This window comes from Streptomyces sp. NBC_01808 (assembly GCF_035917395.1).
In the GTDB taxonomy this organism is placed as follows: Bacteria; Actinomycetota; Actinomycetes; order Streptomycetales; family Streptomycetaceae; genus Streptomyces.
Window position 1 is genome coordinate 1,670,848 of the sequence record NZ_CP109072.1, and the last position, 25,231, is coordinate 1,696,078.

27 protein-coding genes and 1 pseudogene are annotated in these 25,231 nt (G+C 72.7%); 14 read left to right on the top strand and 14 right to left on the bottom strand.

All coding sequences use genetic code 11. From position 1 onward, the window contains the following. The first annotated feature begins 57 nt into the window (after positions 1-57). Entirely contained in the window at positions 58-738 is a 681-nt protein-coding gene (locus tag OG946_RS07000) for a maleylpyruvate isomerase family mycothiol-dependent enzyme (RefSeq protein ID WP_326800170.1), read from the top strand. Between the two features lie 12 nt (positions 739-750). Next, entirely contained in the window at positions 751-1,407 is a 657-nt protein-coding gene (locus OG946_RS07005) for an MBL fold metallo-hydrolase (RefSeq protein ID WP_326795270.1), read from the top strand. A gap of 13 nt (positions 1,408-1,420) precedes the next feature. Here the strand turns inward: OG946_RS07005 and OG946_RS07010 are convergent, their stop codons facing one another. Together OG946_RS07010 and OG946_RS07015 are read right to left on the bottom strand one after the other, a co-directional pair. Continuing rightward, positions 1,421-2,539, bottom strand: coding sequence for a hypothetical protein (locus OG946_RS07010; RefSeq protein WP_326795271.1), 1,119 nt, complete (start codon positions 2,537-2,539; stop codon positions 1,421-1,423). Between the two features lie 8 nt (positions 2,540-2,547). Continuing rightward, complete coding sequence (locus tag OG946_RS07015; RefSeq protein ID WP_326795272.1) at positions 2,548-2,925, bottom strand: hypothetical protein; 378 nt, start codon at positions 2,923-2,925, stop codon at positions 2,548-2,550. Positions 2,926-3,181: 256 nt separating this feature from the next. On the opposite strand from OG946_RS07015, the gene OG946_RS07020 reads away from it, so the two are divergent. Beyond that, positions 3,182-4,051 (top strand): helix-turn-helix domain-containing protein, encoded by an 870-nt coding sequence (locus OG946_RS07020; RefSeq protein WP_326795273.1) that lies wholly within the window; start codon positions 3,182-3,184, stop codon positions 4,049-4,051. Then, positions 4,048-4,269: a DUF397 domain-containing protein gene (locus OG946_RS07025; RefSeq protein ID WP_326795274.1), complete on the top strand. Its 222-nt coding sequence runs from the start codon at positions 4,048-4,050 to the stop codon at positions 4,267-4,269. The genes OG946_RS07020 and OG946_RS07025 overlap by 4 nt, the downstream gene beginning before the upstream one ends. Positions 4,270-4,332: 63 nt before the next feature. Here the strand turns inward: OG946_RS07025 and OG946_RS07030 are convergent, their stop codons facing one another. The 4 genes from OG946_RS07030 to uvrB all read right to left on the bottom strand — a co-directional run bounded on the left by OG946_RS07030 (position 4,333) and on the right by uvrB (position 10,622). Next, on the bottom strand, positions 4,333-5,352 hold the full coding sequence (locus tag OG946_RS07030) for a TerC family protein (protein WP_326795275.1): 1,020 nt from the start codon (positions 5,350-5,352) through the stop codon (positions 4,333-4,335). A gap of 231 nt (positions 5,353-5,583) precedes the next feature. After that, a complete protein-coding gene (locus OG946_RS07035; RefSeq protein ID WP_326795276.1) occupies positions 5,584-7,644 on the bottom strand; it encodes a TerD family protein in 2,061 nt (686 codons plus the stop codon). A 73-nt stretch (positions 7,645-7,717) separates the two neighbouring features. Continuing rightward, positions 7,718-8,329: a TerD family protein gene (locus tag OG946_RS07040; protein ID WP_442814281.1), complete on the bottom strand. Its 612-nt coding sequence runs from the start codon at positions 8,327-8,329 to the stop codon at positions 7,718-7,720. A 160-nt stretch (positions 8,330-8,489) separates the two neighbouring features. Next, a complete protein-coding gene (gene uvrB / locus OG946_RS07045; RefSeq protein WP_326795278.1) occupies positions 8,490-10,622 on the bottom strand; it encodes an excinuclease ABC subunit UvrB in 2,133 nt (710 codons plus the stop codon). A gap of 299 nt (positions 10,623-10,921) precedes the next feature. Here uvrB and OG946_RS07050 point away from each other — a divergent pair, with 299 nt between their 5' ends. Next, positions 10,922-11,848, top strand: coding sequence for a glycerophosphodiester phosphodiesterase (locus tag OG946_RS07050; RefSeq protein ID WP_326795279.1), 927 nt, complete (start codon positions 10,922-10,924; stop codon positions 11,846-11,848). A gap of 99 nt (positions 11,849-11,947) precedes the next feature. Here OG946_RS07050 and OG946_RS07055 read toward each other — a convergent pair whose 3' ends face one another. Further along, positions 11,948-12,805: an MHYT domain-containing protein gene (locus OG946_RS07055; RefSeq protein WP_442814282.1), complete on the bottom strand. Its 858-nt coding sequence runs from the start codon at positions 12,803-12,805 to the stop codon at positions 11,948-11,950. Between the two features lie 210 nt (positions 12,806-13,015). Here OG946_RS07055 and OG946_RS07060 point away from each other — a divergent pair, with 210 nt between their 5' ends. Together OG946_RS07060 and OG946_RS07065 are read left to right on the top strand one after the other, a co-directional pair. Then, a complete protein-coding gene (locus OG946_RS07060) occupies positions 13,016-13,543 on the top strand; it encodes a methylated-DNA--[protein]-cysteine S-methyltransferase (RefSeq protein WP_326795280.1) in 528 nt (175 codons plus the stop codon). Positions 13,544-13,619: 76 nt separating this feature from the next. Beyond that, entirely contained in the window at positions 13,620-14,162 is a 543-nt protein-coding gene (locus OG946_RS07065) for a DUF1697 domain-containing protein (RefSeq protein WP_326795281.1), read from the top strand. Positions 14,163-14,201: 39 nt separating this feature from the next. Here the strand turns inward: OG946_RS07065 and OG946_RS07070 are convergent, their stop codons facing one another. Further along, positions 14,202-14,759 carry an HAD domain-containing protein gene (locus OG946_RS07070; RefSeq protein ID WP_326795282.1) on the bottom strand — a complete coding sequence of 186 codons (558 nt, stop codon included), beginning with the start codon at positions 14,757-14,759 and terminating at the stop codon, positions 14,202-14,204. Between the two features lie 131 nt (positions 14,760-14,890). Here OG946_RS07070 and OG946_RS07075 point away from each other — a divergent pair, with 131 nt between their 5' ends. The 3 genes from OG946_RS07075 to OG946_RS07085 are packed head-to-tail and all read left to right on the top strand — an operon-like array spanning position 14,891 to position 17,236. Beyond that, positions 14,891-15,364 (top strand): hypothetical protein, encoded by a 474-nt coding sequence (locus OG946_RS07075; protein WP_326795283.1) that lies wholly within the window; start codon positions 14,891-14,893, stop codon positions 15,362-15,364. Positions 15,365-15,405: 41 nt separating this feature from the next. Beyond that, the gene (locus OG946_RS07080; protein WP_326795284.1) at positions 15,406-16,305 is read left to right on the top strand and encodes a pseudouridine-5'-phosphate glycosidase; all 900 of its coding nucleotides are present in this window, start codon (positions 15,406-15,408) and stop codon (positions 16,303-16,305) included. A gap of 43 nt (positions 16,306-16,348) precedes the next feature. Further along, positions 16,349-17,236, top strand: a complete 888-nt coding sequence (locus tag OG946_RS07085) for a carbohydrate kinase family protein (protein WP_326795285.1) — start codon at positions 16,349-16,351, stop codon at positions 17,234-17,236. A 35-nt stretch (positions 17,237-17,271) separates the two neighbouring features. On the opposite strand, the gene OG946_RS07090 is transcribed toward OG946_RS07085, so the two are convergent. Continuing rightward, positions 17,272-18,102, bottom strand: a complete 831-nt coding sequence (locus tag OG946_RS07090; RefSeq protein ID WP_326795286.1) for a hypothetical protein — start codon at positions 18,100-18,102, stop codon at positions 17,272-17,274. A gap of 97 nt (positions 18,103-18,199) precedes the next feature. Continuing rightward, positions 18,200-18,484 carry a helix-turn-helix domain-containing protein gene (locus OG946_RS07095; RefSeq protein ID WP_326795287.1) on the bottom strand — a complete coding sequence of 95 codons (285 nt, stop codon included), beginning with the start codon at positions 18,482-18,484 and terminating at the stop codon, positions 18,200-18,202. Positions 18,485-18,538: 54 nt separating this feature from the next. Between OG946_RS07095 and map the strand changes: the two genes are divergently transcribed. Continuing rightward, a complete protein-coding gene (gene map / locus OG946_RS07100; protein ID WP_326795288.1) occupies positions 18,539-19,306 on the top strand; it encodes a type I methionyl aminopeptidase in 768 nt (255 codons plus the stop codon). 27 nt (positions 19,307-19,333) lie between these two features. Here the strand turns inward: map and OG946_RS07105 are convergent, their stop codons facing one another. Next, positions 19,334-19,792, bottom strand: coding sequence for a type II toxin-antitoxin system PemK/MazF family toxin (locus tag OG946_RS07105; RefSeq protein WP_326795289.1), 459 nt, complete (start codon positions 19,790-19,792; stop codon positions 19,334-19,336). A 195-nt stretch (positions 19,793-19,987) separates the two neighbouring features. Here OG946_RS07105 and OG946_RS07110 point away from each other — a divergent pair, with 195 nt between their 5' ends. Beyond that, positions 19,988-20,302 (top strand): hypothetical protein, encoded by a 315-nt coding sequence (locus OG946_RS07110; protein ID WP_326795290.1) that lies wholly within the window; start codon positions 19,988-19,990, stop codon positions 20,300-20,302. Between the two features lie 75 nt (positions 20,303-20,377). Next, on the top strand, positions 20,378-20,737 hold the full coding sequence (locus OG946_RS07115; RefSeq protein ID WP_326795291.1) for a DUF6343 family protein: 360 nt from the start codon (positions 20,378-20,380) through the stop codon (positions 20,735-20,737). Between the two features lie 81 nt (positions 20,738-20,818). Here OG946_RS07115 and OG946_RS07120 read toward each other — a convergent pair whose 3' ends face one another. Beyond that, positions 20,819-21,460: a uridine kinase gene (locus OG946_RS07120; protein WP_326795292.1), complete on the bottom strand. Its 642-nt coding sequence runs from the start codon at positions 21,458-21,460 to the stop codon at positions 20,819-20,821. 366 nt (positions 21,461-21,826) lie between these two features. Between OG946_RS07120 and OG946_RS07125 the strand changes: the two genes are divergently transcribed. Continuing rightward, positions 21,827-23,596 (top strand): hypothetical protein, encoded by a 1,770-nt coding sequence (locus tag OG946_RS07125; protein ID WP_326795293.1) that lies wholly within the window; start codon positions 21,827-21,829, stop codon positions 23,594-23,596. Between the two features lie 297 nt (positions 23,597-23,893). Here OG946_RS07125 and OG946_RS07130 read toward each other — a convergent pair whose 3' ends face one another. Then, complete coding sequence (locus OG946_RS07130; protein ID WP_326800172.1) at positions 23,894-24,772, bottom strand: sugar phosphate isomerase/epimerase family protein; 879 nt, start codon at positions 24,770-24,772, stop codon at positions 23,894-23,896. 285 nt (positions 24,773-25,057) lie between these two features. After that, positions 25,058-25,162: pseudogene (locus tag OG946_RS07135) on the bottom strand (nitroreductase family protein); the annotation flags it as partial. Between the last annotated feature and the right edge of the window lie 69 nt (positions 25,163-25,231).

Sequence of the window (25,231 nt, forward strand, 5' to 3'; positions counted from 1 at the left end):
CCTCCAGGGGATCCGATGACAGAAAGCGCAGGTCGCACGTACGACCCCGTACGCGACATGGCCACCCTACGAGCCGCCACCGACAGCCTCCTCGCCAGCGCCGCCCGCCTCGGGGACGACGCGGTACGGGCGCCGAGCGCGCTGCCCGGCTGGACCCGCGGCCACGTGCTCTCCCACCTCGCCCGCAACGCCGACGCCCTGGTCAACGTGCTCTCCGGCCGCCCCATGTACGCGAGCGCGGAAGTCCGCGACGCCGACATCGAGGCAGGCGCCCCCCGCCCGCTGGCCGAGCAGCTCGACGACGTACGGGCGACGGCGGACCGGCTGGCGCAGACGGCGGCGGACATCCCGGCGGACGGCTGGTCGGCCCGCTGCGAGCTGCGCAACGGCGTGACGGATGTCATGGCGCGGATCCCGTTCCGGCGGCTGGTGGAGGTGGAGCTGCACCACGTGGACCTGGACGCGGGCTACACCCTGGACCAGCTCCCGGAGGAGTTCGTGACCCGGGAGATCGACTTCCTCACCGCCCGCTTCGCGGGCAACGAGCAGGTGACGCCCCTGTCACTCTCCGCTCCCGACGGCAGCACCTGGACCACCGGCGCCCCGCCGTCGGGCGGTGACCCGGTGCGGGTCACCGGCGCCCCGTACGCCCTGATGGGCTGGCTCGCCGGCCGCACCACGGGCACGGGCGTACGCACGGAGGACGGCGCCGCGCTGCCGACCCTGCCCCCGCTCTGAGAGGCTGGCCCCATGTCGTACACGGGCAAGGTCACCGTCGGCGGCGCCGCCGACGTACACGAGCTGACGGACCTGATGATCTCCAAGGTCGCCGTCGGGCCGATGAACAACAACGCCTATCTGCTGCGCTGCCGCGCGACGGACGAGCAGTTGCTGATCGACGCCGCGAACGAACCCCACACGCTGCTCACCCTCATCGGCCGCGACGGCATCACCTCGGCCGTCACCACCCACGGCCACGGCGACCACTGGCAGGCCCTGGCCCCGGTCGTCGCGGCCACGGGCGCCCGCACCTACGCGGGCCGCAGGGACGCCGCCGACATCGACGTCCCCACGGACGTCCTCGTGGACGACGGCGACACGATCACGGTGGGCCGCATCCCCCTCACCGCCCGCCACCTCGTCGGCCACACCCCGGGCTCCATCGCCCTGGTCTACGACGACCCGCACGGCCATCCCCACGTCTTCACGGGCGACTGCCTCTTCCCGGGCGGCGTGGGCAACACCTGGGGCGACGCGGAGCGCTTCACGTCACTGCTGCACGACGTGGAGACGAAGATCTTCGCGGAGCTGCCGGACGAGACCTGGGTCTACCCGGGCCACGGCGACGACACCACCCTGGGCGCGGAACGCCCGCACCTGGCGGAGTGGCGCGAACGCGGCTGGTAGCGCCGGGGCCGACTCACCGCGCTGCCTCAGCCCTCTCGAGGGCCTCCACGTACTCCCGGTTCCAGGCGGCGCCGCGCAGTTCCTCCGGCAGTCCCGCCAGGCCGCTGCGCAGGTGGTCGACTGCTTCGTCGTAGCGACCCAGAGCCAGAGCCGAGAGGCCGAAGGACAGCCTGCTGAACTCAGGCGTGAGCCAGTACGCAGTGGCCGGAGGGGGCAGTTCGTCGGCCTCATCCATCAGCCGGGCGCCCTCGTCCAGCATCCGGAGGGCTTCGTCCCGCTTACCCAGGTGTCCGAGTCCTGCGGCTGCCTGCAGCAGATCCCCCAGCCGCTGGGCGGGGTGAGCGCCGGGCGTGTACGCGGCGGCGGAGAACCAGCGGGCAACGGCCTGCTGCCGCCCCTGCTGCCGCGCCAGGTACCCCTTGAAGTTGAGCGCCTGCGCCGCGAGCGTGCCATTGCCGATCTCGTCGGCGAGGTCCACAGCCTGGTCCAGGAGCTTCACAGCCTCGCCGTCCCGCCGCAACTCCGCCAGCAGCCACCCGCCGAACTGGATGTACTCCGAAGCCACCTCGGCGAAGGCATCGCGATGCGGTCCACGCGCCTCTTTGAGCATGCGTGTGACCTCGGTCATCTGCGCGAGGGTCGCCGGGAGCACGGATTCCGGTCTCGCGGAATCGTCCAGACGGCGTAACGCGGCCAGAACGCCAGCCGTGGCCTCCACCGTTCCCGCGTCCATGCGGGACGGTCGGCCGGCTATGCAGGCGACGCGGGTGGAATCGTCAGGGTGCATGAGGGTTCCGGCAAGTGCTCCCCCGGCCCCGACCAGATCGTCGAGGTCGTTCGCGATCTCTACCGAGGGCTCCCGCACTCCGGCGAGGATGCGGCCGAGCTCCCCGGGGTCCTGGTCGATCGCGTGGGCGGCGTCCCGTACCGAGTAACCTCGGTCCCTCAACGCCCGGCGGGCCAGGTCGGCGAAATCGGCCACGGTGAACCTCAGCAGCTTCGAACGGGGATCTCCAGCGTACTCAACTCCTCCCAGACCGCCCTCGATCACAACGGTCTGAGCCTGGATCACCGTTTGGGCCTGGACGTCCTCCAGCTCGTTGCGGACGTCCTCGGTGGCCTCGGCCGCCACGCCGCCCCCTACGTGTTCGTGTTCCAGGTCACGATCTGCCCTTGCACGAGATTCGTGACCCGAGCATTTCCACCGACGATGTTGTTGGTCGCATGCCTGGGCCTCAACGCCACCTCAGTCTCCCTCTGCCACTCGGCGAAGGCCGCAGCGAACCCCTGGTCCTGAAGTGCTCGGGCATAGATCAAGGCGGAAAGAGACCGGATCTGGCGTTCGTCCTGGGGCTCCAGCGGGAGCACCGGCGCCTCCGGCTCCTCCGCGTCCCGGCCGAAGGCCCGGCGCACCAAGGAGGTGAGCGAAGTCCAGGCTTGCCGCCCAGCCTCCGATGCGCCGCCCTGGGCAGCCGCCGTTACCGCAGCCTGGACGGTTTCTAAGCTCGTTGGGTCCACGGCGGCCCCCGCCCTTCACCTACGACACGGATACACCCAGCAACCGAGTGTATGGTGCCGGTCGCGCCCAGTCACTCGCTTCGCGCTTGCACCTCGGTGATCTCGTCGGCGAGATCGGCCCAGGCAAGGCGGATGGCAGAAGCCCAAGTCGGGCCGGGTGGGGTGGCTCACGGGTGGCGAAATTCGAATTCGCACGGTAGTCGCCCGACTACGTGAATAGCCTGATCGCGTTGGCGTCTGACAAGGGGTGACGCGTATGGGCACGGACAGCAGTGAGCCGGCGAGGAATCCGCGCAAGCCCGAAAAGAGGGCCAGGAAGGACAGGGACTCAGCACCGCCGATCTGGATCGGGTACGGGAAGCTGGTCAAACTCCACCGCCAGCGTGCAGGCATGACACAGCCCGAACTCGCCGAAGCGGTGGGCTATTCCGTTGACACGGTCGCCGCCATCGAGCAGGCCAAGCGCCCGGCGAAGCTGGCCTTCACTCAGGGCGCTGAGCGGGAACTCGACGCTCAGGGGACGCTGATGGTCTTGCAGGATGAAGTGGACCGGGCAAAGCTGCCGGAATTCTTCCGGGACGTCGCGCTTCTGGAAGAAGAGGCGCTGAGCCGTTACGACTGGGATCCCCTGCTGGTGCCGGGGCTGTTGCAGACGGAGGACTACGCGCGGGCACTGTTCTCGGCGCACTGCCCGCCGCTGTCCGAGGACGAGATCGAGCTGAGCGTGGAAGCCCGCCTGTCGCGGCAGCGGCTGCTCGCCCGGAAGAAGCCGGTGGAACTGTGCTTCGTCATCGGCGAGGCGGCGCTGCGTAACCCGGTGGGCGGGAAGCGGGTGCAGCGCGAGCAGTTGGAGGCGCTGCGGAAGCATGCGGATCTGCCGCACATGGAGATCCAGGTGATGCCCTGGACCTGCGGCTTCCACCCCGGTCTCAACGGACCCATGGTCGTGATGGAGACAGCGGAGCATGAGGTGGTGGGATACGTGGAGTCGCAGGAGGCCGGGTTCGTCGTCTCCGACGCTGACCGTGTCAGCGCCTTCACTCACCGGTATGGAAAGATGCGCTCACTGGCACTGAACCCCGATGAATCGGCACAGTTCATCGGCCGCCTGGCAGGAGAGCTATGAGCGTGGAGCAGGCAGCGGACGTCGGCAGTTCACGTGAGTTGGCATGGGTGAAGAGCAGCTACAGCGGATCGGGCGGCGGCAACTGCGTTGAGGTAGCCGCCGCAGCGGAACGAGTGCACGTGCGCGACTCCAAGAACCCCTCCGGCCCCGTCCTCACGGTCTCGCCTGAGGCATGGGCCTCGTTCGTCGCCTTCGCGATAACCCAAGAGCCCCGCTGACGGTGTAGCTCTACGTGCCCGGTCCCGGACGCCCTCCGGGACCGAACACGTAGAGGGACTGTGTCAGTCGTCGCCCGCGCCCGGCCGGCGGGCCTCGGCGGGCTCCTCTTCCTTGGTCTCTTCCCTGTCCTTCTGCTCCGCCTCCAGGCGGCGGGAGGCCCGCAGGCTCGTGATCGTCGTGATGATCAGGACGCCGCCGATCACGCTCAGCGAGATCGCGGTGCTGATCTCGGGGACGTGCACCCCGGACTCGTGCAGGGCGTGGAGCACCAGCTTCACGCCGATGAAGCCGAGGATGGCCGACAGCCCGTACGAGAGGTGGACCAGCTTCTTGAGCAGGCCGCCGATCAGGAAGTAGAGCTGCCGCAGGCCCATCAGCGCGAAGGCGTTGGCCGTGAAGACGATGTACGGGTCCTGGGTGAGGCCGAAGATCGCGGGGATGGAGTCCAGCGCGAAGAGCAGGTCCGTGGTGCCGATCGCCAGCATGACGATCAGCATCGGCGTCATCAGCCGCTTGCCGTTCTCGGTGATGAACAGCTTCGTGCCGTGGTACTTGTCCGTGGCGGCGAAGCGGCGCTCGACCATCTTGAGCAGCCGGTTCTCCTCCCACTCCTCTTCCTCGTCACCGCCCTTGGCCTCCTGGACCAGCTTCCAGGCGGTGTAGATGAGGAACGCGCCGAAGATGTAGAAGACCCAGGAGAAGGACGCGATCAGCGCGGCGCCCGCGGCGATGAAGGCCGCGCGCATCACCAGCGCGATGAGGACGCCGACCATGAGCACCCGGGCCTGGTACTGCAGGGGGACCGCGAACTTGCTCATGATGATCACGAAGATGAAGAGGTTGTCGACGCTCAGCGACTTCTCCGTGACGTAGCCGGCGAAGAACTCACCGGACGCCTGGCCGTCGCCCCAGATCAACAGCCCGATGCCGAAGAGCCCGGCGAGGACGATCCAGATGATCGTCCAGGTGCCCGCCTCCTTGAGCGTCACCTCATGGGGCTTCCGGCCGACGAAGAAGTCGGTGCCGATCAGGGCACACAGGCCCACGATCGTGAGCACCCACAGGGTCAGCGATACGTCCACTCGTCCTCCGCGGCAAGTCCGGCATGTTCAGCGTGATGGTTGCCGGGCGTGCCTTCCACTTGTGGAACTGGAAGCTCACCCCCAACCGTCGACTGTATAGAACGAGCCAAGCGATGGCAAAGTTCCGATCAAGTATGCAGGTCAGATCCTATAGAGGCCGGGGACGCGCGGTACGCGAAACGGCCCGCAGGCGCAGTGCCTGCGGGCCGTGGGTGACGCGGGACCGACCCGTCAGCGGCGCAGCGCCCTGCGGGCCGCCGCGACCTGGGCCAGCACCTGTTCCAGCACCCGGCTGCCCATCGGCGCGCGCGCCGGCTCGTACGTCCAGGCGTGGCCGATCCAGGGGTCGGCCAGGTGGTCGTCCGGGGTGGGCGTGAGCCGCAGCATGCCGCGCCAGAACGGGTCCAGCAGCGGGCCGTAGCCCTTGGCGTCCTCGCGGTCGGCGACGACCAGCAGGTGCACGCCGACCGACGGGCCCTCGTCCGCGAGATACCGCAGTTGGTTGATGGCGCGGTCGTCGAAGCCGTGCGGGAAGTCGTTGACCACCAGGAGCTGCTGCGCCGGGTCCAGGTCCGGCGGCAGCGCGTCGGCCGCGCCGCTGCGCAGCGCCATCTGGACGAGGTCGATGCGCTGGGTCAGCCGGGCGAGGGTGTCGGTGACGCCCGCGGCGCCCTTCGGCGGCGGCTCGGCGAGGACGCCGGAGTGGAGCAGCGGGGTGAGCGCCGTGGTGGCCGTGCCGCCCGGGTCGATGAAGTGGACGTTGAACTCGCCCGCCGGGTGCACCGACAGCAGCCGGGCAGCGTGCGCCACGGCGGTGTCGAGCGCCAGCGCGCGCCGCTCCGCGGAGTCCGGGAAGCCGTGCTCATGGTCGCCTTCGAGCGCGCCGGGGCCGAGCGAGGAGGTGCCGCTGTCCACCCACAGGCCGCGCTGCAGCGGCAGCCGTACGAGCAGCGGAACGCGCAGCTCCGTGTGTTCGGGCAGGTGGAGGTCGCCGAGGCGCAGGGCCATCGGGGCGTCCTCGGGCACCTCGTACTCGTGCCACACGGGGCTCGCCCAGGAGGCGAACGCCGGCGGCAGCGCGGGCTCGACGACCCCGGCCTCGGCGACGAGCTGCCCGAGGTCGCGGTCGAGGACCTCGCGCGCCCGGTCCACCAGGGTGGAGTGGCGGGCGAGCACCTCGGCGCGCGCGGAGTCGGCGATGGAGCCCATCCGGGCGCGCGGGTCGGCCAGGAGCTGGTCGAGTTCGCGGTCCATCCGGGAGTCGGCGAACTCGACGGCGCTGCGGTACGCCGCGACCGTACGGGCCAGGTCCTCGAACATGCCCCAGACCTGGTTGTACAGCCGCTCCTCCATGCTCCAGCCGGGGGCGTCGCCCGCGACCGGCGCCGCGGGGCCCGACTGCGAGCGGTCGGACTGCGGCGGTACGCCGCCGGCGGCGCTGCCCGCGCCCGCGGGGGCACCGGGACGCGCGCCCGCACCGGCGCCGGCCCCGACACCGGGGGGCGGGGGCGCCGCGGCGGACGCGGGGGCGCGCGGCGCACGGGACGCGCCCGGCGTACCCGGTCCACCACTTGAGCCGCCCGACGCGCCCGCGGCACCCGCCGCCGCGGCACGGCGCGGGTGGCGGTAGTCGACGGGTCCAGCCTGGGCCTGGCGCTCCTCGGCGGCCTGCTGCGGCCGCCTGGCGCCGGGACCGGTCGGCTGGCCGGTGGGCGGCGGCGCCGGGGCGACGGCGCGCGCCAGCCCCTCGGCCACGGCCCGTTCGATGTCGGCGGCGAGCTGCTGCGCCTCCGGCAGGCCCTGGTCCGCGAGCATGGCGGCGAGACCGCCCGCGTACCCCTGGCCCACGGCCCGGATCTTCCACGCGTCGCCCCGCCGGTACAGCTCCACGGCGGTGACCGCCGACTCGCTGTCCAGGCCCGTGATGACGAACCGCGCGATCGCCGTGCCGTCGAGGCCCGTGACGGCCACCGACGGCGGCGCGATGGCGCCGAAGCTCCGCGGCCCCGGCACGCCCGCGGGCAGCGCCAGCAGCACGTGCACGCGCTCCACGTCCGGCGGCACCGCGTCCAGGTCCACCGCCAGCCGGTGCTCCGCCGCCGCCTGTCCCGGCACCTCAAGGCCCGGCAGTTGCGGCGCACCGGGGTGCGCGATCCGGCCCGGGTCGCTGACCCTGCCGTCCTCTCCCCCCAGCGTGGCGCCCGGTGTCACCGGGCTCCCCGCCGAAATCCTGATCTCCACCCGGGTCTGCGGCAGCAGATGGTTCTGCCCGCGGACCAACTCGGCCGTCATGCGGCCCTCCCCTGCACTCGCTGCGGCCGTCGACGTCGCGTCATGCCTCGGAAACCTGGTCGTCCCCGCGCTCCTAGAGAAGCGGCTGGATCGACGGCATCAGGTCCTGGAACGTACGGCCGTTGGCCGGCGAGCCGAGGGCGGTCATGCCCCAGCCGGACCCCGTCCGGTGCACCTTCGCCATGATCTGGGCGGTGTACGTGCCGCCGCCGGTGAGCGTGTAGCGCGCCAGCTCCTGGCCGTTGCTCTCGTCCACGAGCCGGCAGAACGCGTTCTGCACCTCTTCGAAGGTCTGGCCGGTGAACGAGTTCACGGTGAAGATGATCTGGTCGATGTGCACCGGCACGCGCTGCAGGTCGACCAGGATCGACTCGTCGTCACCGCCCTGGCCCGCGCCGCCGACGAGGTTGTCACCGGTGTGCCGCACGGAGCCGTCGTCGCTCACGAGGTGCTGGAAGAACACCACGTCGACGGGCTCCTTGTCGGCGAAGAGCACGGCGGAGGCGTCGAGGTCGATCTCGCGCGTGCGCTTACCGAAGAGACCGCGCCGTTCGGCGGCCTGCCAGCCCAGCCCCATGCGGACCGCGCTGAGGGTGCCGCCATCGGACTTCTGCAGGCTGATGGCCTGACCCTTGGACAAGTTGATCGACACGCTTACGTTCCCCTCCTGCTCGTCACGCGCCATGACCGGCGCGCTGCCACGCACATTACGCAGGACAGCGGCCCTGTGCTCCCCCCGGAGGAGGATTTGTGGCGCTCCTGCTACACACCACCGGTTGTGCGCTCCCGGACGGCCACGCTCCGCGTACGCCCAGGGGCGCTCCCACGCCCCGCACAACCCGGGCCTACGACAGCCCCGCCTCCTTCATCTGCCGGAGCTCCTTCTTCATCTCCGCCACCTCGTCGCGCAGCCGGGCCGCCACTTCGAACTGGAGGTCCGCGGCGGCGGACCGCATCCGGGCGGTCATGTCCTCGATCTGCGCGGCGAGATCGGCGGCGGGCGTCTCCGTGGGCGCCGCACCGGCCTCGGCCTCGCCCCGGCGGGCGGGCTTCGTCTTCTGCCGCAGCTCCGGCACCGGCGCCTTCGCCGCGGCGTCGGGCTTCGTGGACCGGTAGCCCGAGCCGAGCAGCGCCTCGGTGTCGACCTCCTCGCGGGCGATCTGCGCGACGATGTCGTTGATCTTCTTGCGCAGCGGCTGCGGGTCGATCCCGTGTTCCTCGTTGTACGCGATCTGCTTGGCGCGGCGCCGGTTGGTCTCGTCGATCGCCTTCTCCATGCCCGGCGTGATCTTGTCCGCGTACATGTGCACCTCGCCGGAGACGTTGCGCGCGGCGCGGCCGATGGTCTGGATCAGCGACGTGCCGGAGCGGAGGAAGCCCTCCTTGTCGGCGTCGAGGATCGCGACGAGGGAGACCTCGGGCAGGTCGAGGCCCTCGCGGAGCAGGTTGATGCCCACGAGGACGTCGTACTCCCCGGCGCGCAGCTCGCGCAGCAGCTCGACGCGGCGCAGCGTGTCGACGTCGCTGTGCAGATAGCGCACCTGGATGCCCAGCTCCAGGAAGTAGTCCGTGAGGTCCTCGGCCATCTTCTTGGTCAGCGTGGTGACGAGGACGCGCTCGTCCTTCTCCGCGCGCGTGCGGATCTCGTGCACCAGGTCGTCGATCTGGCCCTCGGTCGGCTTGACGACGACCTCGGGGTCGACGAGCCCGGTGGGCCGGATGATCTGCTCCACGACGCCGTCGCCGCGGGACAGCTCGTACGGCCCGGGGGTGGCGGAGAGGTAGACCGTCTGGCCGATGCGCTCCAGGAACTCCTCCCACTTCAGCGGGCGGTTGTCCAGCGCGGACGGCAGCCGGAAGCCGTGGTCGACGAGGGTGCGCTTGCGGGAGGCGTCGCCCTCGTACATGGCGCCGACCTGCGGGACGGTGACGTGCGACTCGTCGATGACGAGGAGGAAGTCCTCCGGGAAGTAGTCCAGCAGGGTGTGCGGCGGGGAACCGGTTTCGCGGCCGTCCATGTGCAGCGAGTAGTTCTCGACACCTGAGCAGGTGCCGATCTGCTGGAGCATCTCCAGGTCGTACGTCGTCCGCATGCGCAGCCGCTGCGCCTCCAGCAGCTTGCCCTGCTTCTCCAGCGTCCCGAGCTGCGCGTCCAGCTCGGTCTCGATGCCGGCGACGGCCTTGGCCATGCGCTCGGGTCCCGCGATGTAGTGCGAGGCCGGGAAGACGTACAGGCCGTCGTCCTCGCTCATGACCTCGCCGGTCAGCGGGTGGAGCGTGGACAGGGCCTCGATCTCGTCCCCGAACATCTCGATGCGGACGGCCAGTTCCTCGTAGACCGGGAAGATCTCGATGGTGTCGCCGCGGACCCGGAACGTGCCGCGCGTGAACGCCTGGTCGTTGCGGGTGTACTGGATGTCGACGAAGCGGCGCAGCAACTGGTCCCGGTCGATCTCCTCGCCGACCTTCAGCGGCACCATCCGGTCGACGTACTCCTGCGGCGTGCCCAGGCCGTAGATGCAGGAGACGGAGGCGACCACGATGACGTCGCGCCGGGTGAGCAGCGAGTTCGTCGCGGAGTGGCGCAGGCGCTCCACCTCCTCGTTGATCGAGGAGTCCTTCTCGATGTACGTGTCCGTCTGGGGGACGTACGCCTCGGGCTGGTAGTAGTCGTAGTACGAGACGAAGTACTCCACCGCGTTGTTCGGCAGGAGCTCGCGGAACTCGTTCGCCAACTGGGCGGCCAGCGTCTTGTTGGGCGCGAGGACCAGCGTGGGGCGCTGCAGGCGCTCGACCATCCAGGCCGTCGTGGCCGACTTGCCCGTGCCGGTCGCGCCGAGCAGCACGACGTCCCGCTCGCCCGCCCTGATCCGCCGTTCGAGTTCGTCGATGGCGGCGGGCTGGTCGCCGTTCGGCTGATAAGGGCTGACTACCTCGAAGGGCGCCATGGTGCGTTCGATGTCTGTGACGGGCCGCATGCCCCCACGGTACGACCCGCCACCGACAACGCGGATCGAATCGCCCCGGCGACGTTCCTGACCTAGCCTAATACCGGAGGAGTGAGGCGATCAGCCAGACCCTTTCCAGCCAGATCGGCGGGGCCAAAATGGGCGCAGTAAGCGCTTCCTCAAGCTCCCTACCTGCACCGATCGGAAACCGGCCAAGTTCACCGCGCCGATATCGGCGTTCAATCTCTGGCCATCCCCAGCCTCATACTCTGTTGCCTCCCCTTGGGACCCTGCGGCGACAAGTGATCACCTCTAGTCGAGGAGACTGCATGCCCTCCCGCACGCTTACGCGCGCGTCCGGCGCTCTGACGGCGCTGGCCGGCCTCGTGCTCACCGCGGCCGCCACCTCCGCCACCGCGACCGCTGCCGAGCCCGCAGCCGACTCCGATTCCGCCGCACCGATCGTGACCGTCGCGCACCGCGGCGCCTCCGCGGATGCCCCCGAGAACACCCTCGCCGCCATCGACACGGCCCGTGACATGGGGATCGACTGGGTCGAGAACGACGTGCAGCGCAGCAAGGACGGCAAGCTGGTCATCATGCACGACGACACGCTCGCCCGGACCACCAACGTGGAGGAGGTGTTCCCCGACCGCGCCCCCTGGAAGGTCTCCGACTTCACCTGGAAGGAGATCCGCACGCTCGACGCCGGGAGCTGGAAGGGCGAGGAGTGGGCCGGCACCCGGGTGCCGACTCTGGATCAGTACATGAAGCGGGTCACGCAGAACCAGCAGAAGCTGGTGCTGGAGATCAAGAAGCCGGAGCTGTACCCGGGGATCGAGAAGGAGATCCTCAGCGAGTTGCGCAACCTGGGCTGGCTGAGTCGCGAGCACGTCAAGAACAGACTGGTCGTGCAGAGCTTCGGCGCGGACTCCATCAAGACCGTGCACGAGCTGCGGCCGGACGTGAAGACCGGCTTCCTCGGCGCCCCCGCGGTGGCGGACCTGCCCGAGTACGCCACCTTCTCGGACCAGATCAACTCCAACCACGGCACCATGTCCGCGGAGTACTACGCGGCCGTGCACGCCCTGAAGGGGCCACACGGCAAGCAGTTGGAGAGCTACACGTGGACGGTCGACGACCCGGCGCGGGCCGTCCAGTTGGCCGAGTGGGGCGCGGACGGCATCATCACCAACAAGCCTGACCTGATCGCCGAGGCGCTGGCGGACGCCGGGTTCGGGGTCGCCGCGGAGTAGCGGCCGCAGGCGGTCTTCCGGTACGGACCGGGGGCAGCGGGCCGTGGGCCCGTGCCTGGTCCGCGTAGAGCGTTCCGGTCCCCCTCGGTGCCCGAGGGGTCAGATACCGCCCGGGCGGCCGCCGTCCCGTTCGAAGTACGACGTCGCTCCCGAGCCCGCGGGCTCGGGAGCGACGGTGTCCCCGCCCACGAGGCCCTCGCCGGCCACGGACACCCGCCATTCGTTCTCCAGCGGGTCCATGCCGACGAACAGCCCGACGAACACCAGCAGGAGCACGGGTCCGATCAGGATCGGCGCCAGGATCTCCGCCGGGCTCTTGCCGTCCGCCACCGCGTTGGCGGCGTGGGCGTGCACCTCCAGTGCCGCCATCCCGGTGTAGTGCGTGCCGGAGACGGCCACGCCCATGATCAGTGCGGCGCCCACCGCGACGCCGAACCGCTTCACGGTCATCGACAGCCACAGCGCGGCGGTGGCGGCGACGACGGCGATGAGCACGGACAGCGCCACGACCGAGCCGTCGTAGACCAGCCGGCCCCGGTCCATCTTCATGCCCGCCATGCCGAGGTAGTGCATGGCCGCGACGCCGAGCCCGGTGACGATGCCGCCGGCGGTGAGGGCGAACGCGGTCCGGCCGAGGTAGCCCACGATGAAGACGCCGATGCCGACGACGACGATGGCCACGCCGAGGCTCGCCAGCGTGATCGGCACGTCGTAGCTGATGTGGACGGAGTCGGCCGTGAAGCCCATCATCGCGATGAAGTGCATGGTGAAGATGCCCGTGCCGACGGCGACCGCGCCGAGCAGCAGCCAGCCCGCCCGCCGCGCGGGCTCGACGGTCAGCGCGCGCATGGTGCAGCGCAGCCCCAGGGCACTGCCGACCGCGGCCATGATGAAGGCGGTGACGGGGGTGAGCAGGCCATACGTGAACGCGTCGACGGGCACGGGGGCAGCAAGCACGGAGTGACTCCCGGGTCTACAGAGCTGTCGACAGATGTACAGGGCAACCAGAGGGAATCGTAGGTCTGTGCGAGTCGTGACCGAAATGCTTCCACCGCCCGCGGCGCAGCCGATACGCAATCGGTACGCGGCCGATTTGTCGCGTTGGGCCGGCACCGGGGCGGGGCGCGGGCACAGGCGGTTGTCAGTGCCGTGTCCTACGCTCGCGGCATGGACGCCACCGATGCCATCGCACCCCGGCAGGGCCGCCGGGTCGTCGACTCGCCGATCGGCCCGCTGCTCCTCGCCGCCACGGACCGGGGGCTGGTCAAGGTCGGGTTCCACGCCAAGCCGGGCGCCGCGGGCCCGTCCGGCCGGGAGGAGCCCGCGGGTCCCGCGGCGCACATAGCGGTGGCCGAGCGGCAGTTGCGGGAGTATTTCGCGGGCGAGCTGAAGGAGTTCCGGCTGGAGTTGGACTGGTCGCTGTCCGACGGCTTCAACCGGCGGGTGCTGGAGGAGCTGGCGGCCGAGGTGCCGTTCGGCTCGGTGGTCAGCTATCAGTTCCTCGCCGACCGGGTCGGGGAGCCCGGCGCCGCGCAGGCGGTCGGCCGGGCCATGGCGTCGAACCCGCTGCCGATCGTGGTCCCCTGCCACCGCGTGATCGAGAGCGACGGCGGCCTGGGCGGCTTCGGCGGCGGGCTCGACACGAAGCGGAGCCTGCTGGCGCTGGAGGGCGTGCTGCCGGAGCCGCTGTTCTGACGGTGCGGGGAGGAAGGCCCGCGCCCGGCCGCGGTGCGCGGGCGGGCCGGGCGGACGTGCAAGGGAGGCGCCGGACGTGAGCAAGCAGATCGCCCTGCTGCGCGGCATCAACGTCGGCGGCAAGAACAAGGTCCCCATGGCCGGGCTGCGCAAGGCGCTGACCGACCACGGCTTCGGCGCCGTCGCCACGTACGTGGCCAGTGGGAACGTCGTCTTCGACGATCCCGGCACGCCACCGGAGCAGACCGCGGCGGCCGTCGAGGCGGTCGTGGCGGAGGAGTTCGGCCTGCGGATACCGGTCGTCGCGCGCACCCGGGACGAGATCGCGGCCGTCGTCGCCGGCAACCCGCTGCCGGAGGGCGCCGCGGAACCGGCCCGTTTCCTCGCGGTGTTCCTCTCGGGTCCCGCGCCGGCCGACGCGTGGTTCCGTACCGCCGACCCCGCGTCGTACGCGCCCGACCGGTTCGCGATCGGGGACCGCGTCGTCTACGTCTGGTGCCCCGGCGGGATCGGCCGGTCGAAGCTGGCGGCCGACTTCTCCGGCCGCAGGCTGGCGGTGACGGCGACGGCGCGCAACTGGAACACGGTCCTCAAGCTGCTGGAGATGGCGGACGGTTGACGCTTGCCAGGGGGCAGGCGCGCGAGGGGGGCGCACCCGTCACGGGCGGGTCTGGTCCCGTTCCCTGGCCCACGCCTCCAGCGCCTCGAAGTCCTCCTCCACCAGCCCGCGCGTGGGATCGATCCGCCGCAGCAGCGCCTCCCCCGCGTGGTGCTCCTCGATCCACGCCGTGTCCGCCGCCGTGATCTCGTCGTCCACCCAGGCGAACGTCCGCCCGGCGGTCCAGGCGGCGACCTGCCGCGTCTTCCAGTACAGCCCGTCCGGATCGTCGGTGGTGAACATCGACGGCCACTCGATGACCGGCAGCGGCGGCAGCCCCAGCACCCGGTCGCCGATGACGGTGTTGGCCTCGTGCATCCACGTCGTGGCCCACACCAGTTCGTACGGCAGCGACAGCAGCCGCTCGCCGTGCGCGGGCCGCAGCCACAGCCGGATGGGCCCCGCGGGCATGCCGGTGACCACGTACTCGCCGTAGCCGGGCGGCTGTACGCGCGCGGCGTACGGGTTGAGGGGCCCGTCGACGTCGAGCAGGAGGAGCGGACGGGCGGGGGCGTCGGGGGCGGCGCCAGGGTCGGCAGCGCGGTCAACGTCGTCCATCCATCGACGGTAAGGGCAGACGCCGCCCGCGGCTCCCTCCGCGCGTCCGCCTGCTTACCCGGTCCGTCCGCCACGCGCGCCGACCGGGACCCGGATGCCGGCCGCCGCGGCCACCCCTTAAGGTCTGGGCCATGGCGATCCCTGAGGTCATCCCGATACGTCACGAGCCCGGCTACCGCACCGAGAACATCGGCCGTTACGACCACGGGCAGTTCCTCGCCTCGATCACCGCCGCGTACCCGCCCGACTACCGCATGGGCCCCGACTGGCTGGAGCACCGCCGCTGGTACGCCGTGCTGCACCGCTTCGACGCCGAAGGACACCACACCGGCTCCGACATCTGGACCCCGGGCCCCGGCGTGCCCGCCGACGGGCGGATGGACGCGAAGATGGAGGGCTGGCTCGACGAGCTGCCGGGGCTGGTGTTCGGCGACATCGCGATCAGGCCGTTCGAGGTCTCGGTGGACGGGATCCGCTTCGGGCTGGTCGCGGAGCGGCGTGCGGAGCCGGCCGCGGGCGCCGGTGAAGACGAGCCGGACTGGGCGGAGTTGTACCCGGACCGGCTCGGGTTCCACGAGCCGTGGGACGGCCTGTACGACACGTAGGGGCTGGTCACCGGGGTACGCACAGCACGTACCGTGGGCGCATGCACCTGACTGACGAGGTACGCGCCGCACTCGCGGACCGGCGGCCGGTCGTCGCCCTGGAGTCGACGATCATAGCCCACGGCCTGCCCCGCCCCCGCAATCTGCAGGTGGCGGCCGAGCTGGAGGACATCGTCCGCTCGGCGGGCGCGGTGCCCGCCACCATCGCCGTCCTGGACGGCATGCCGCATGTCGGGCTCGGCAGGGCCCAGTTGGAGCGGATCGCCTCCGACGACACCGTGCGCAAGCTGACCGTACGCGACCTCGCGCCGGCCGCCGCCCTCGGCGCGAGCGGCGCGACGACCGTCGCGGCCACGGCCTTCCTCGCGGCCCGCACCGGCATCGGCGTCTTCGCCACCGGCGGTCTCGGCGGGGTGCACCGGGAGTGGACCCAGTCGCAGGACGAGTCGGCCGACCTGCGGCTGCTGGCGGAGACGCGGATCGCGGTGGTGTGCGCGGGAGTCAAGTCGATCCTGGACGTGCCGGCGACGCTGCAGCGCCTGGAGACGCTGGGCGTGACGGTCCTGGGCTACGGCACGGCGGAGTTCCCGGGGTTCTACCTGCGGACGTCCGGGGAGCCGGTGGAGTGGACGGTCCGTACGCCCGCGGAGGTCGCGGCCGTGCTGCGCGTCCAGCGGGAGCTGGACCTGCCGCCGTCGGCGGTGATCGTGGCCAACCCGGTGCCGGCCGCCGAGCAGTTGGACCCGGCGGTGCACGACGCGGTGCTGGCGGACGCGTTGCGCGAGGCGGGGCGGCGGGGGGTGAGCGGGCAGGCGATCACGCCGTTCCTGCTGGGGTATCTCACGGAGCACACGCGGGGAGCGTCGCTGGAGGCGAACCTCGCGGCGGTACGGGGGAACGTGCGGCTGGCGGCGGAGATCGCGGTGGCGGGCGGAGCCTGAGAGGGCCGGTGTGAGCGGGGGTACGGGGGCGGACGGTCGTGGGGTGCTGCTCGTGATCGGTGACGTCGTCACCGACGTCGTCGCCCGCCACGCCGCCCCGCTCGCCCCCGGCACCGACACACCGGCCGACATCGCGATCCTGCCCGGCGGCGCCGGCGCGAACGTCGCCGCGTGGGCGGCGCATTGTGGCGCGCGGGTGCGACTGCTGGCGCGCGCGGGCCGGGACTCCGCCGACTGGCATCGCGCCGCGCTCGTACGCGCCGGGGTCGACGCCCACGTCCGCATCGACCCCGAGGCGCCCACCGGCAAGGTCGTCGCCCTGGTCGACGGCGGCGGCGAGCGGTCGTTCCTGGCGGACAACGGGGCGTCGTTCCGGCTGGGTCCGGACGACTGGGCGCCGGGGCTGCTGACCGGCGTCACCCACGTCCACCTCTCCGGCTACCTCTTCTTCACCGCCCCCGGCCGCGCCCTGGCCGCGCTCGCCACCGCCGAGGCGCACGCGCGCGGGGCGACGGTCAGCGTGGATCCCGCGTCGGCCGGCTTCCTCGCGAAGTCGGGGGTACGGGACTTCCTCGCCGCGATCGCCGACGCCGACACCCTGTTCCCCAACTCCGCGGAGGCCGCGCTGCTCTCCGGCCTCCCCTCCCCCGCCGCCGCGGCGGCGGCACTGGCCACCGCCCTCGACGCCACCGCCGTGGTCACCGCCGCCGCCGACGGCGCACACCTCGCCACCCCCGGCGCGCCCGCGGTACACATCCCCGCGACCCCCGTCGTCCCCCTCGACACCACGGGCGCGGGCGACGCCTTCACGGGCGCCTTTCTGGCGGCCGTGCAGTCCGGCAGCGGCCCGCGCGCGGCCGCGGCGGCGGGCTGCGCCACGGCGGCAACGGCGGTCCGCACACCGGGCGGACGGCCGGGGCAAGGGGCGTAGCGGCGCGCGGTGGCAGGTCCGGGGGACTCCGCGCGTCAGGTCACGCGCTTGCGCCGCGGGCGCGCGCGCAGCCGGTCCCGCGCCGGGCCGTGCGGGCCCGCGGCGAGGGCGTCGCGGACTGCGGCGGTGAAGGCGTCCGGTTCGCGGAACAACTGACGCGGTGTGGTGTGGACGAGGTGCAGGCCCAGGGATTCGAGGGCGTTGTGGTGTTCCACGGTGCCGTCGTCGTGGCGGTACGGCGGCTCGGTGAGGTGGAGGAGGACGCCGGTGCGGGGCCAGTGGGCGTGCGGGGTGGTGAGCCAGTAGCCGTCGAGGTGCAGGGGGATGTGCCAGAGCGGGGGCGGGAGTTCCGCGGCGCGGAGCAGGGTGCGGGCACGGGTCTCGGCGGGTGGCCGGGCGGCGGGCCCGAGGGCGGCGAGTACGGCGGCGACGTCGGGGCGGGTGTGCAGGCCGGCGGCGCGGAGCGCGGTGGCTACGACGGCGGGCGGGGTGGCGCGGGCGTCGAGGAGTTCGCGGAACAGGGCGGCGGTCCGGTCGTGGTCGAGTACGTCGCGCAGGGCGTCGGCGGCGGCGCGGACCGGCGGGGCGGCGGGGAGTCCGGGCGGCAGGCGGACGGGCGGGGGCAGGCGGCGTAGCGCGTGGTGGACGCGGACCCCGGGCGGCGCGGTGAAGCGGCGGCGGGGCGGTACGAGCACGTCGACCACGCGCACGTCCGCGGCGGCGGGCACGCTGCGGAACCCGTACAGCGCCAGCGCCGCCACCCCCGTCAGCAGCGCCTCGCCGCGCCCTGCGCCCCGCTCCAGGGCGGCGCGGTAGCGCGCCTCCCAGCCGCCGGAGGTCTCACGGGTGCCGTTCGCGTACGTCATGGGTGCGCCATGCCCGCCGCCGCGCCCCGCTACGGCATTCCGGCGGCGGACTCACCGGGTCGGGCGGGGCCCGGGGCCGGGAGTTGACCCGTGGGCGCTACGCGGCGTGGACGGCGCTGTCCGCGGGGGCTTCGGGATCGGGTGCGGCGCAGGTGTCGGCCAGGGCGTCGAGGGAGACGCCGAGGGCGGAGGCCAGGGCAGCGATCGTGAAGAAGGCCGGGGTCGGGGCGCGGCCGGTCTCGATCTTGCGGAGCGTCTCGGCGGAGATGCCGGCCGCCGCGGCGACGTCGGTCATGCTGCGCTCGCCTCGGGCGGCGCGCAGCAGGGCGCCGAAGAGCTCGCCGCGGCGGCGCTCCTCGGGGGTCAGTGGAGTACGAACCATGAGCGTGATACTAATACCGGTATAGTAATTGGGAGGCCGAGGGAGAGCCACGTCATGGTCGAAATCAAGAACGACGCCGCGCTGGACGCCATGCGGGAGGCCGGCCGCGTCGTCGCCCAGGCCCTCGCCGCCGCGCGGGACGCGGCCGGCGTCGGCGTCAGCCTGCTGGAGCTGGACGAGGTCGCGCGGGAGGTGCTGGACAAGGCGGGGGCGGGCTCGCCGTTCCTCGGCTACCGGCCGTCGTTCGCCTCCACGCCCTTCCCCGCGGTCCTCTGCACCTCCGTCAACGACGCGATCGTGCACGGCATCCCGACCGCGTACCGGCTGCGCGACGGCGACCTCGTGTCCCTCGACTTCGGCGCGGAACTGGACGACTGGACGGGCGACGCGGCGATCAGCTTCACCGTGGGCACGCCGCGCCCCGAGGACACCGCGCTGATCGCCGCCACGCAGCGCGCGATCGACGCCGGGATCGCGGCCGCGGTCGCGGGCGGGCGGCTGGGCGACATCTCGGCGGCCGTGGGGCGCGTGGCCGCGGAGGCGGGCTGCGGGATGCCGGCGGACTTCGGCGGGCACGGTATCGGGCGGCGGATGCACGAGGACCCGCACGTGCCCAACCGCGGGCGGGCAGGGCGCGGTTTCAAGCTGCGGCACGGGCTGACGCTGGCGATCGAGCCGATGCTGCTGTCGGGCGGCTCCGACGACTACGGGGTCGACGGCGACGGCTGGACGCTGCGGACGACGGACGGCAGCAGGGCGGCGCACATCGAGCACACGATCGCGGTGACGGACGACGGGCCGCGGGTGCTGACGGCGCTGTGAGGGCCGTGTCCCGTACGTAGCCGGGGGTCAGCGCCAGCCGTAGCGCAGGCGCAGGCGGTGCTCGACGAGGTGGAACCGCTGGCGGTCGAGCGAGCACGCCTCGCGGCGCATGCCGCCGTCGTGGAGGCGCAGCACGCGGTCAAGGTCGACCCAGGACTCGCGGCCCTCGCGGTCCCAGGGACCGGCGCCGATGCGCACCCAGTCGTGGTCGTCGTCGCGGCGCCTGCTGGACAGTTGGACGGCGAGGACCGTACCGGCGGTCTCGCGGGCGACGACGAGGACGGGGCGGTCCTTGCCGCGGCCGTCGTTCTCCTCGTACGGGACCCAGGTCCAGACGATCTCGCCGGGGTCCGGGTCGCCGTCGGGGTCGGGCGCGTAGGAGGTGCGTACGACGCCGGCGGCGCGCGGGTCTATCTCGGTGGTGGCGGTGGGGCCGTGCTGGCCGGGCAGGCTCGCGTGGCCGTTCTCGTTCGTCGGCGTGGTCACGGTGGGCACCGTAGCAACCGCGGACGGGCCGGCGAAGCGGCGGTGGTGGCGGGCGCCGGGCCGCGGCCGCCGGGGCAGGCGGGCGCCAGGCGGGCGCAGCGGGCGTCTGCGGCAGGGGGTCATATGCCGGGGGAAATGGGGCGCTGAGGGCGGTCGGGGCGGGCGTTGTCAGTGGAGGGCTGTAGCTTCCAGGGCATGGACTACCACGACGTTGTCGACGAGCTGGAATCGGCGGAGCAGGAGCTCGGCCTGGCCGCGTGCGACGTGGACGAGACCGAGGGCGCCGGGCTGGACCTGGCGGGCATGGCCGCCGAGCTGGCGGAGCGTGCGGAACCCACCGGGGCGGGGCGGCCCGGCGCCCCGCCCGCGGAGGCGTGGGACGGGGCCGACGCCGCGGTGTGGTCCGCCCGCAGGGCGGACGGGCTCGCGGACGCCGAGCGCGCGGAGGGCCTGCCGGAGGCGGACTGGCGGCAGGGCCGCCGGATATCCCTGGCGCGCTGCGCGCAGTAGGGGGTCGTACGCGCAACGTGCCTGGTTGGACCTCGGCCCCGGACAGTCGGATGCTGGAGGTAGGAGGTGCTAGGCATGAGGCTGATCCGCTCAGGCGACGAGCCCGTGCACGCCCGCTCTCCGCTCCGGATGCGCTTCTGGCTGGCGCTGTGGGGAACGCTCTGGATGATCGCGGGCACGGTCTTCTTCGTCGCCGTCGACCAACCGGTGTGGGCCGGGGTGACCGCGGCCCTCGCCCTGATCACGGCCATCGACATCGCGGTGGTGGTCCGGCACATGAGACAGGGCTCGCGTTTCCAGCCGGGCCGGGACGTGCCGCCGTACGATCCGACGGGTGAGGACGCGGAACCGCGCGAGCCGATACGCAGAGCCGGGGAACCGCACGAGCCGATACGTGACGACAGGGAACTCCACGAGCCGAGGCGGCGGCGCTGACGGTGGCGGGGTCTCCGGGGACGGCCGGCCCGGCCGCGATGAGGTGTGTGGGCAGGTCGGCCGGCTTTCGGCGGTCGTCGCTTACGGCCGCTCGGGGCGCCAGGCCGGACGGCGCGGGTCATCGAGACGTACCAGCACGTCGGCGGAGGCAGCGGGGCCGGCTTCTTCCTCGTAGCGGGCGAAGGCGGGCAGTGTCCAGCGTTCTTGCTCCGGTGTGCGCCGGGCCAGGGCGGCGGCGGAGAGACGGAGGTGGACGACGAAGTCGAAGGGGAACCAGCGGCCGAGCAGCAGCGGCCCGTGCAGCAGCACGACGGCGCCGGGCGGGACTTGGACGTACGGGCTGCGCGTGGCGCGGTCGGTGACGGGGTCCCAGAGGCCGGGCAGGACGCGGCCGTCGCCGCCGGGCTCCAGCGGGCCGAAGACCTCGCGCCAGAGCGCACCCGCGTCGAGCCAGGTGTCGTAGTACGCGTCGGGGTCCTCGCGCCCGAACTCGTAGCGCAGCGAGGCGGGCCGCAGGAACCCGCCCGCGTCGAGGACGAGCGCCTCACGCCCGCGCACCCGCAGCGCGTCGCCCACCCGGGCGGCGAGCACCCCGGGCTCGGCCGCGGGGGCACCGTCCACGGCGACACGCAGCCACGGGCCGCCGTCCGCCGCCTTCGTCTCGACGATGCGTTCGGCCAGCGCCTCGGTGAGCCGCTCCCAGGAGATCGGTTCCAACTGCACGTTCCTATGATGCCGCGCGGCAAGAGGGGGTTGTCCGAGCGCGGATGGGGGCCGCGCGGCGGCCGTGCGGATCTGCCAGTGCGCGCACGTCACCGAAGCCGTGCTCGTCGGTGTGGGGCCCGCACCCCGCAAGGCGCCGAGCGGCAGCGCCTGCGTGCTCCAAGCTGCGGCGGCCCGGTGGCTCGGAGCGGGCTGCTCCCGAGCCCCCGGAGGCTGTCCGCGCGGCGCCGCTGCGGTCCACCCCGCCGCGGGTCGGCCGGGTGATCTGCGGGCTGCCCAACCGGCGGGTCGGCGGGGGTGGTTGAGTACGGGCAGCGGATGTGAGCAGGCGTACCGCGGTCGACGCCGCAGGCAGGGGGCACACACGTGGGACCGGACGAGCTGAGCCCGCCCGAGCGGCGGCTGTGGGACGCCTTCCCCACCGCCGGGCACGTCGACCTCCATACCGGCGACCCCGCCGCGGACGACCCGGTCGGGGGCGCCGCCTGGGGTCCGGAGCGGGTCGTGCGCGCCGAGGTCGTCGCCGCGCTGCTGCTCGGCGCGCGCGACGGCGAGTCCGGGCACACCGCCGCGGTACAGCTCACCGGCGCCCGGATCACCGGCCGCCTCGCGCTCGACCACGCCGACGTACAGCACCATCTGCGGCTCCAGGACTGCTGGTTCGAGGAGTCCGTCGACCTCTACGGCGCCCGTACACGCCAGCTCAGCTTCAACGGCTCGCACCTGCCGGGCCTGCTCGCCTCCCACCTCTGGGCCGAAGGCAATCTCCGCTTCACCGGTTGCACGACCAGCGACAAGATCCGGCTCGTCGCCACCCGCATCGCCGGGACCCTCATCCTCAACGGCGCCCGGCTCCACAACCCCGATGGCGAGGCGCTCAACGCCACCCGTCTGCAAGTCGACAACGACATCCTCATGCGCGACGACTTCTCCGCGCAGGGCACGGTCGTACTGCGCAGCGCCCGCATCGGCGGCAGCCTCGACCTGCGCACCGCCCGGCTCGACGGCGGTTCCGGCGAGGCCGCGCTCGACGCCGCCCGGGTACAGGTCGACGGCGACTTCTCCGCGTACCGGCTGTCGGCCACCGGCAGGCTCGGCCTCCGGAACGCCACCGTCGCCGGCGCGACCTTCCTGCGCTCCGCCGCCCTCGACAACCCCGCCGGCCGCACCCTGGACGCCCCGGGCATGCACGTCGGCTCCGACATCGTGCTCGACAAGCACTTCCGGTCCCACGGCCAGATACGGCTGGCCGACGCGACCGTCGGCGGCCGGCTGGTGATGAGCGGGGCCCACCTGCGGGCCGAGGCGGACGACGCCGCACTCGACGCGTACGGGATCCAGATCGGCGCCGACGCCGTGCTCGACCACGTGACGGCCACCGGTCTGGTCCGGCTGTCGGGCGCGCAGATCACCGGCCGCATCGAAGCCGACGGCAGCCGCATCAGCGGCCACACCCCCGGCGCCACCGCGCTCAGCCTGCGCCGCACCACCGCCCGCGAGGCCGACATGCGCACCACGCGCCTCGACAGTGCCCTCGACATGCGCTACTCGGCACTCGGCGTGCTGCACGACGCCGCAGCCACCTGGCCGCCACGCGTCCGCCTCGACGGCGCGGTGTACGAACAGCTCCACGACCCGCTCTCCGCCGCCGAGCGGCTGCCCTGGCTGAGCAGGGGCGACAGCGCCTACGTTCCCCAGCCGTACGAGCAGTTGGCCGCCGTGTACCGCCGCCTCGGGCACGAGGACGACGCCCGCCGCGTCCTGCTCGCCAAGCAGCGCGCCCGCCGCGGCCAACTGCCCTGGTACGCCCGCGTCTGGGGCGGCATCCAGGACGCCGTCGTCGGCTACGGCTACCGTCCCGAGCGCGCCGTCGCCTGGCTGGCCGGGCTGCTGGCGCTGGGGTCGCTGCTCTTCTGGGCGAAGGAGCCGCGGCCGTTGGAGCCCGGCAAGGAGATCGAGTTCAACCCCTTCGTGTACACACTCGACACGCTGCTGCCGGTCGTCGACTTCGGGCAGGGCAACGCGTTCGCGCCCGGCGACGGCGCGCAGTGGGTGGCGTATCTGCTCGCCGCCGCCGGGTGGATCCTCGCCACCGCCGTGGCCACCGGCGCCGCGCGGGCGCTGAACCGGGCGTAGCGGGGCGGTCGTTGCAGGGGGGAACACACCGGGTCCGCAGCCCGGGGCCGCCCGCTCCGGATGCGGCACGAGCGGCCGCGGCCCGGGCAGCAGTGGCTCAAGCAGCAGCGGCCCGAGCGGCAGCGGCCGTCGACGGGGGCCAGGAAGAGCCCGCCGAGGGGGCCGCTGCCGCCGCGCCGGGACCCGCGAACACCCGCCCGGGGTGCGGGTCCGCCCCGGTGCGCTCCCCGCCCGGGAACGCACCGGAAGCACCGGATGCGCCGTCGGCGCCCTGAGCAGCGCGGGACCGGCAGCGCCTCAGTAGCGCAGCGCCGCCAGGTACTCGTAGCTGTTGCGCGCCGTCGCGAACGGGTCGGACGGGTTGTCGTGCTCGACGAGCCACTGCTTGACCCCGCCGCTCTTGGCCCCCTGGAACATCTCCGGGAAGTCCAGCACGCCGGAGCCGACGTCGGCGAAGTCGCCGTTCGCGGCCATGTCCTTGACGTGCAGGGCGGGGAAGCGGCCGGGGTGCCGGCGGAAGTACGTGAGCGGGTCGGCGCCGCCGCGCACCCCCCAGTACACGTCGAACTCGAAGGCGACCAGGTGGGGATCGGTCTCGTTGACGAGGATGTCGAACAGCACCTCGCCGTCGACGGTGGCGTGGTCGCTGCCGTGGTTGTGGAAGAGCACCTGCTGCAGGCCGGCGTCGCGGCAGGCGCGGCCCGCCTCGTTGAGCTTGCGCGCGGCCTCGCGGAAGCCGGCCGGCGTGTGCATGGCGCCGGGCAGGCTGGGGACGACGACCCACTTGCCGCCCAGGGTGTGGACGTCCTCGATCGCCTTCGGCAGCCCGCTGCCGGAGACGATGTCCCACCCGACGTGCTCCAGCACGGCGGAGAGCCCGGCGTCGTCGATCATGCCGCGGATCTGCTGCGCGTTGTGGCCGTGCCGGCCGCTGACGCCGACGGTGGCGTAGCCGATATCCGACAACTGCTGCAGCGTCCCGGCGAAGTCCGTGGCCAGGGGCCCGCGCATGGTGTAGAGGTGCATGCCGATGCCGCCCGGCGGGATACGCCGCTCGCCCGGCCGGCCGCCGCCGCACGCGTCCGCCTCGGCCGCCGCCGCGGGTCCTGCCGCGCCGCCGAGGGCGGCGGCGGTACCGGCGCCGAGCGCCGCGGTGAGCAGAGCGCGCCTTCCCAGCCCGCTGTTCGCCGGCCGCCGGGACCTGCCCGTCCCGTCGGCTCCCTGGTCCGTTTCGTGCCTGCCGTTCATGCGCACAACCGCCTCTCCCGCGTCTGACGAGTCCGCCTAGAAAGCGCTTTCTGGCATGCGCGCATCAGAGTAAGCGGCCCACGTCACGCGGTCAACGGTTCGGTGCACGGCGGCAGCTTCTGCGGCACCCGCGGCCCAAACAGGCGCACGTCAGCGCGCCTCAGCGCGCACCCGCGCACCTCACGCCGGCGCGCCCGGCGCGCCCCGGCACCCTCAGAGCCGGATCAGCACGTCGTCCAGTTCCTTGCGCCGGATGTCCGGCACCCGCGCCCCGTCCGCCGGATAGCCGACCGGGATCACGTACGCCGCCCGCTCCTTGCCGTCCACCCCGCCCCGCAATAGCATTACGCTCGTAAGCTAAACGACCATAATTCAATGAGGCAGGGA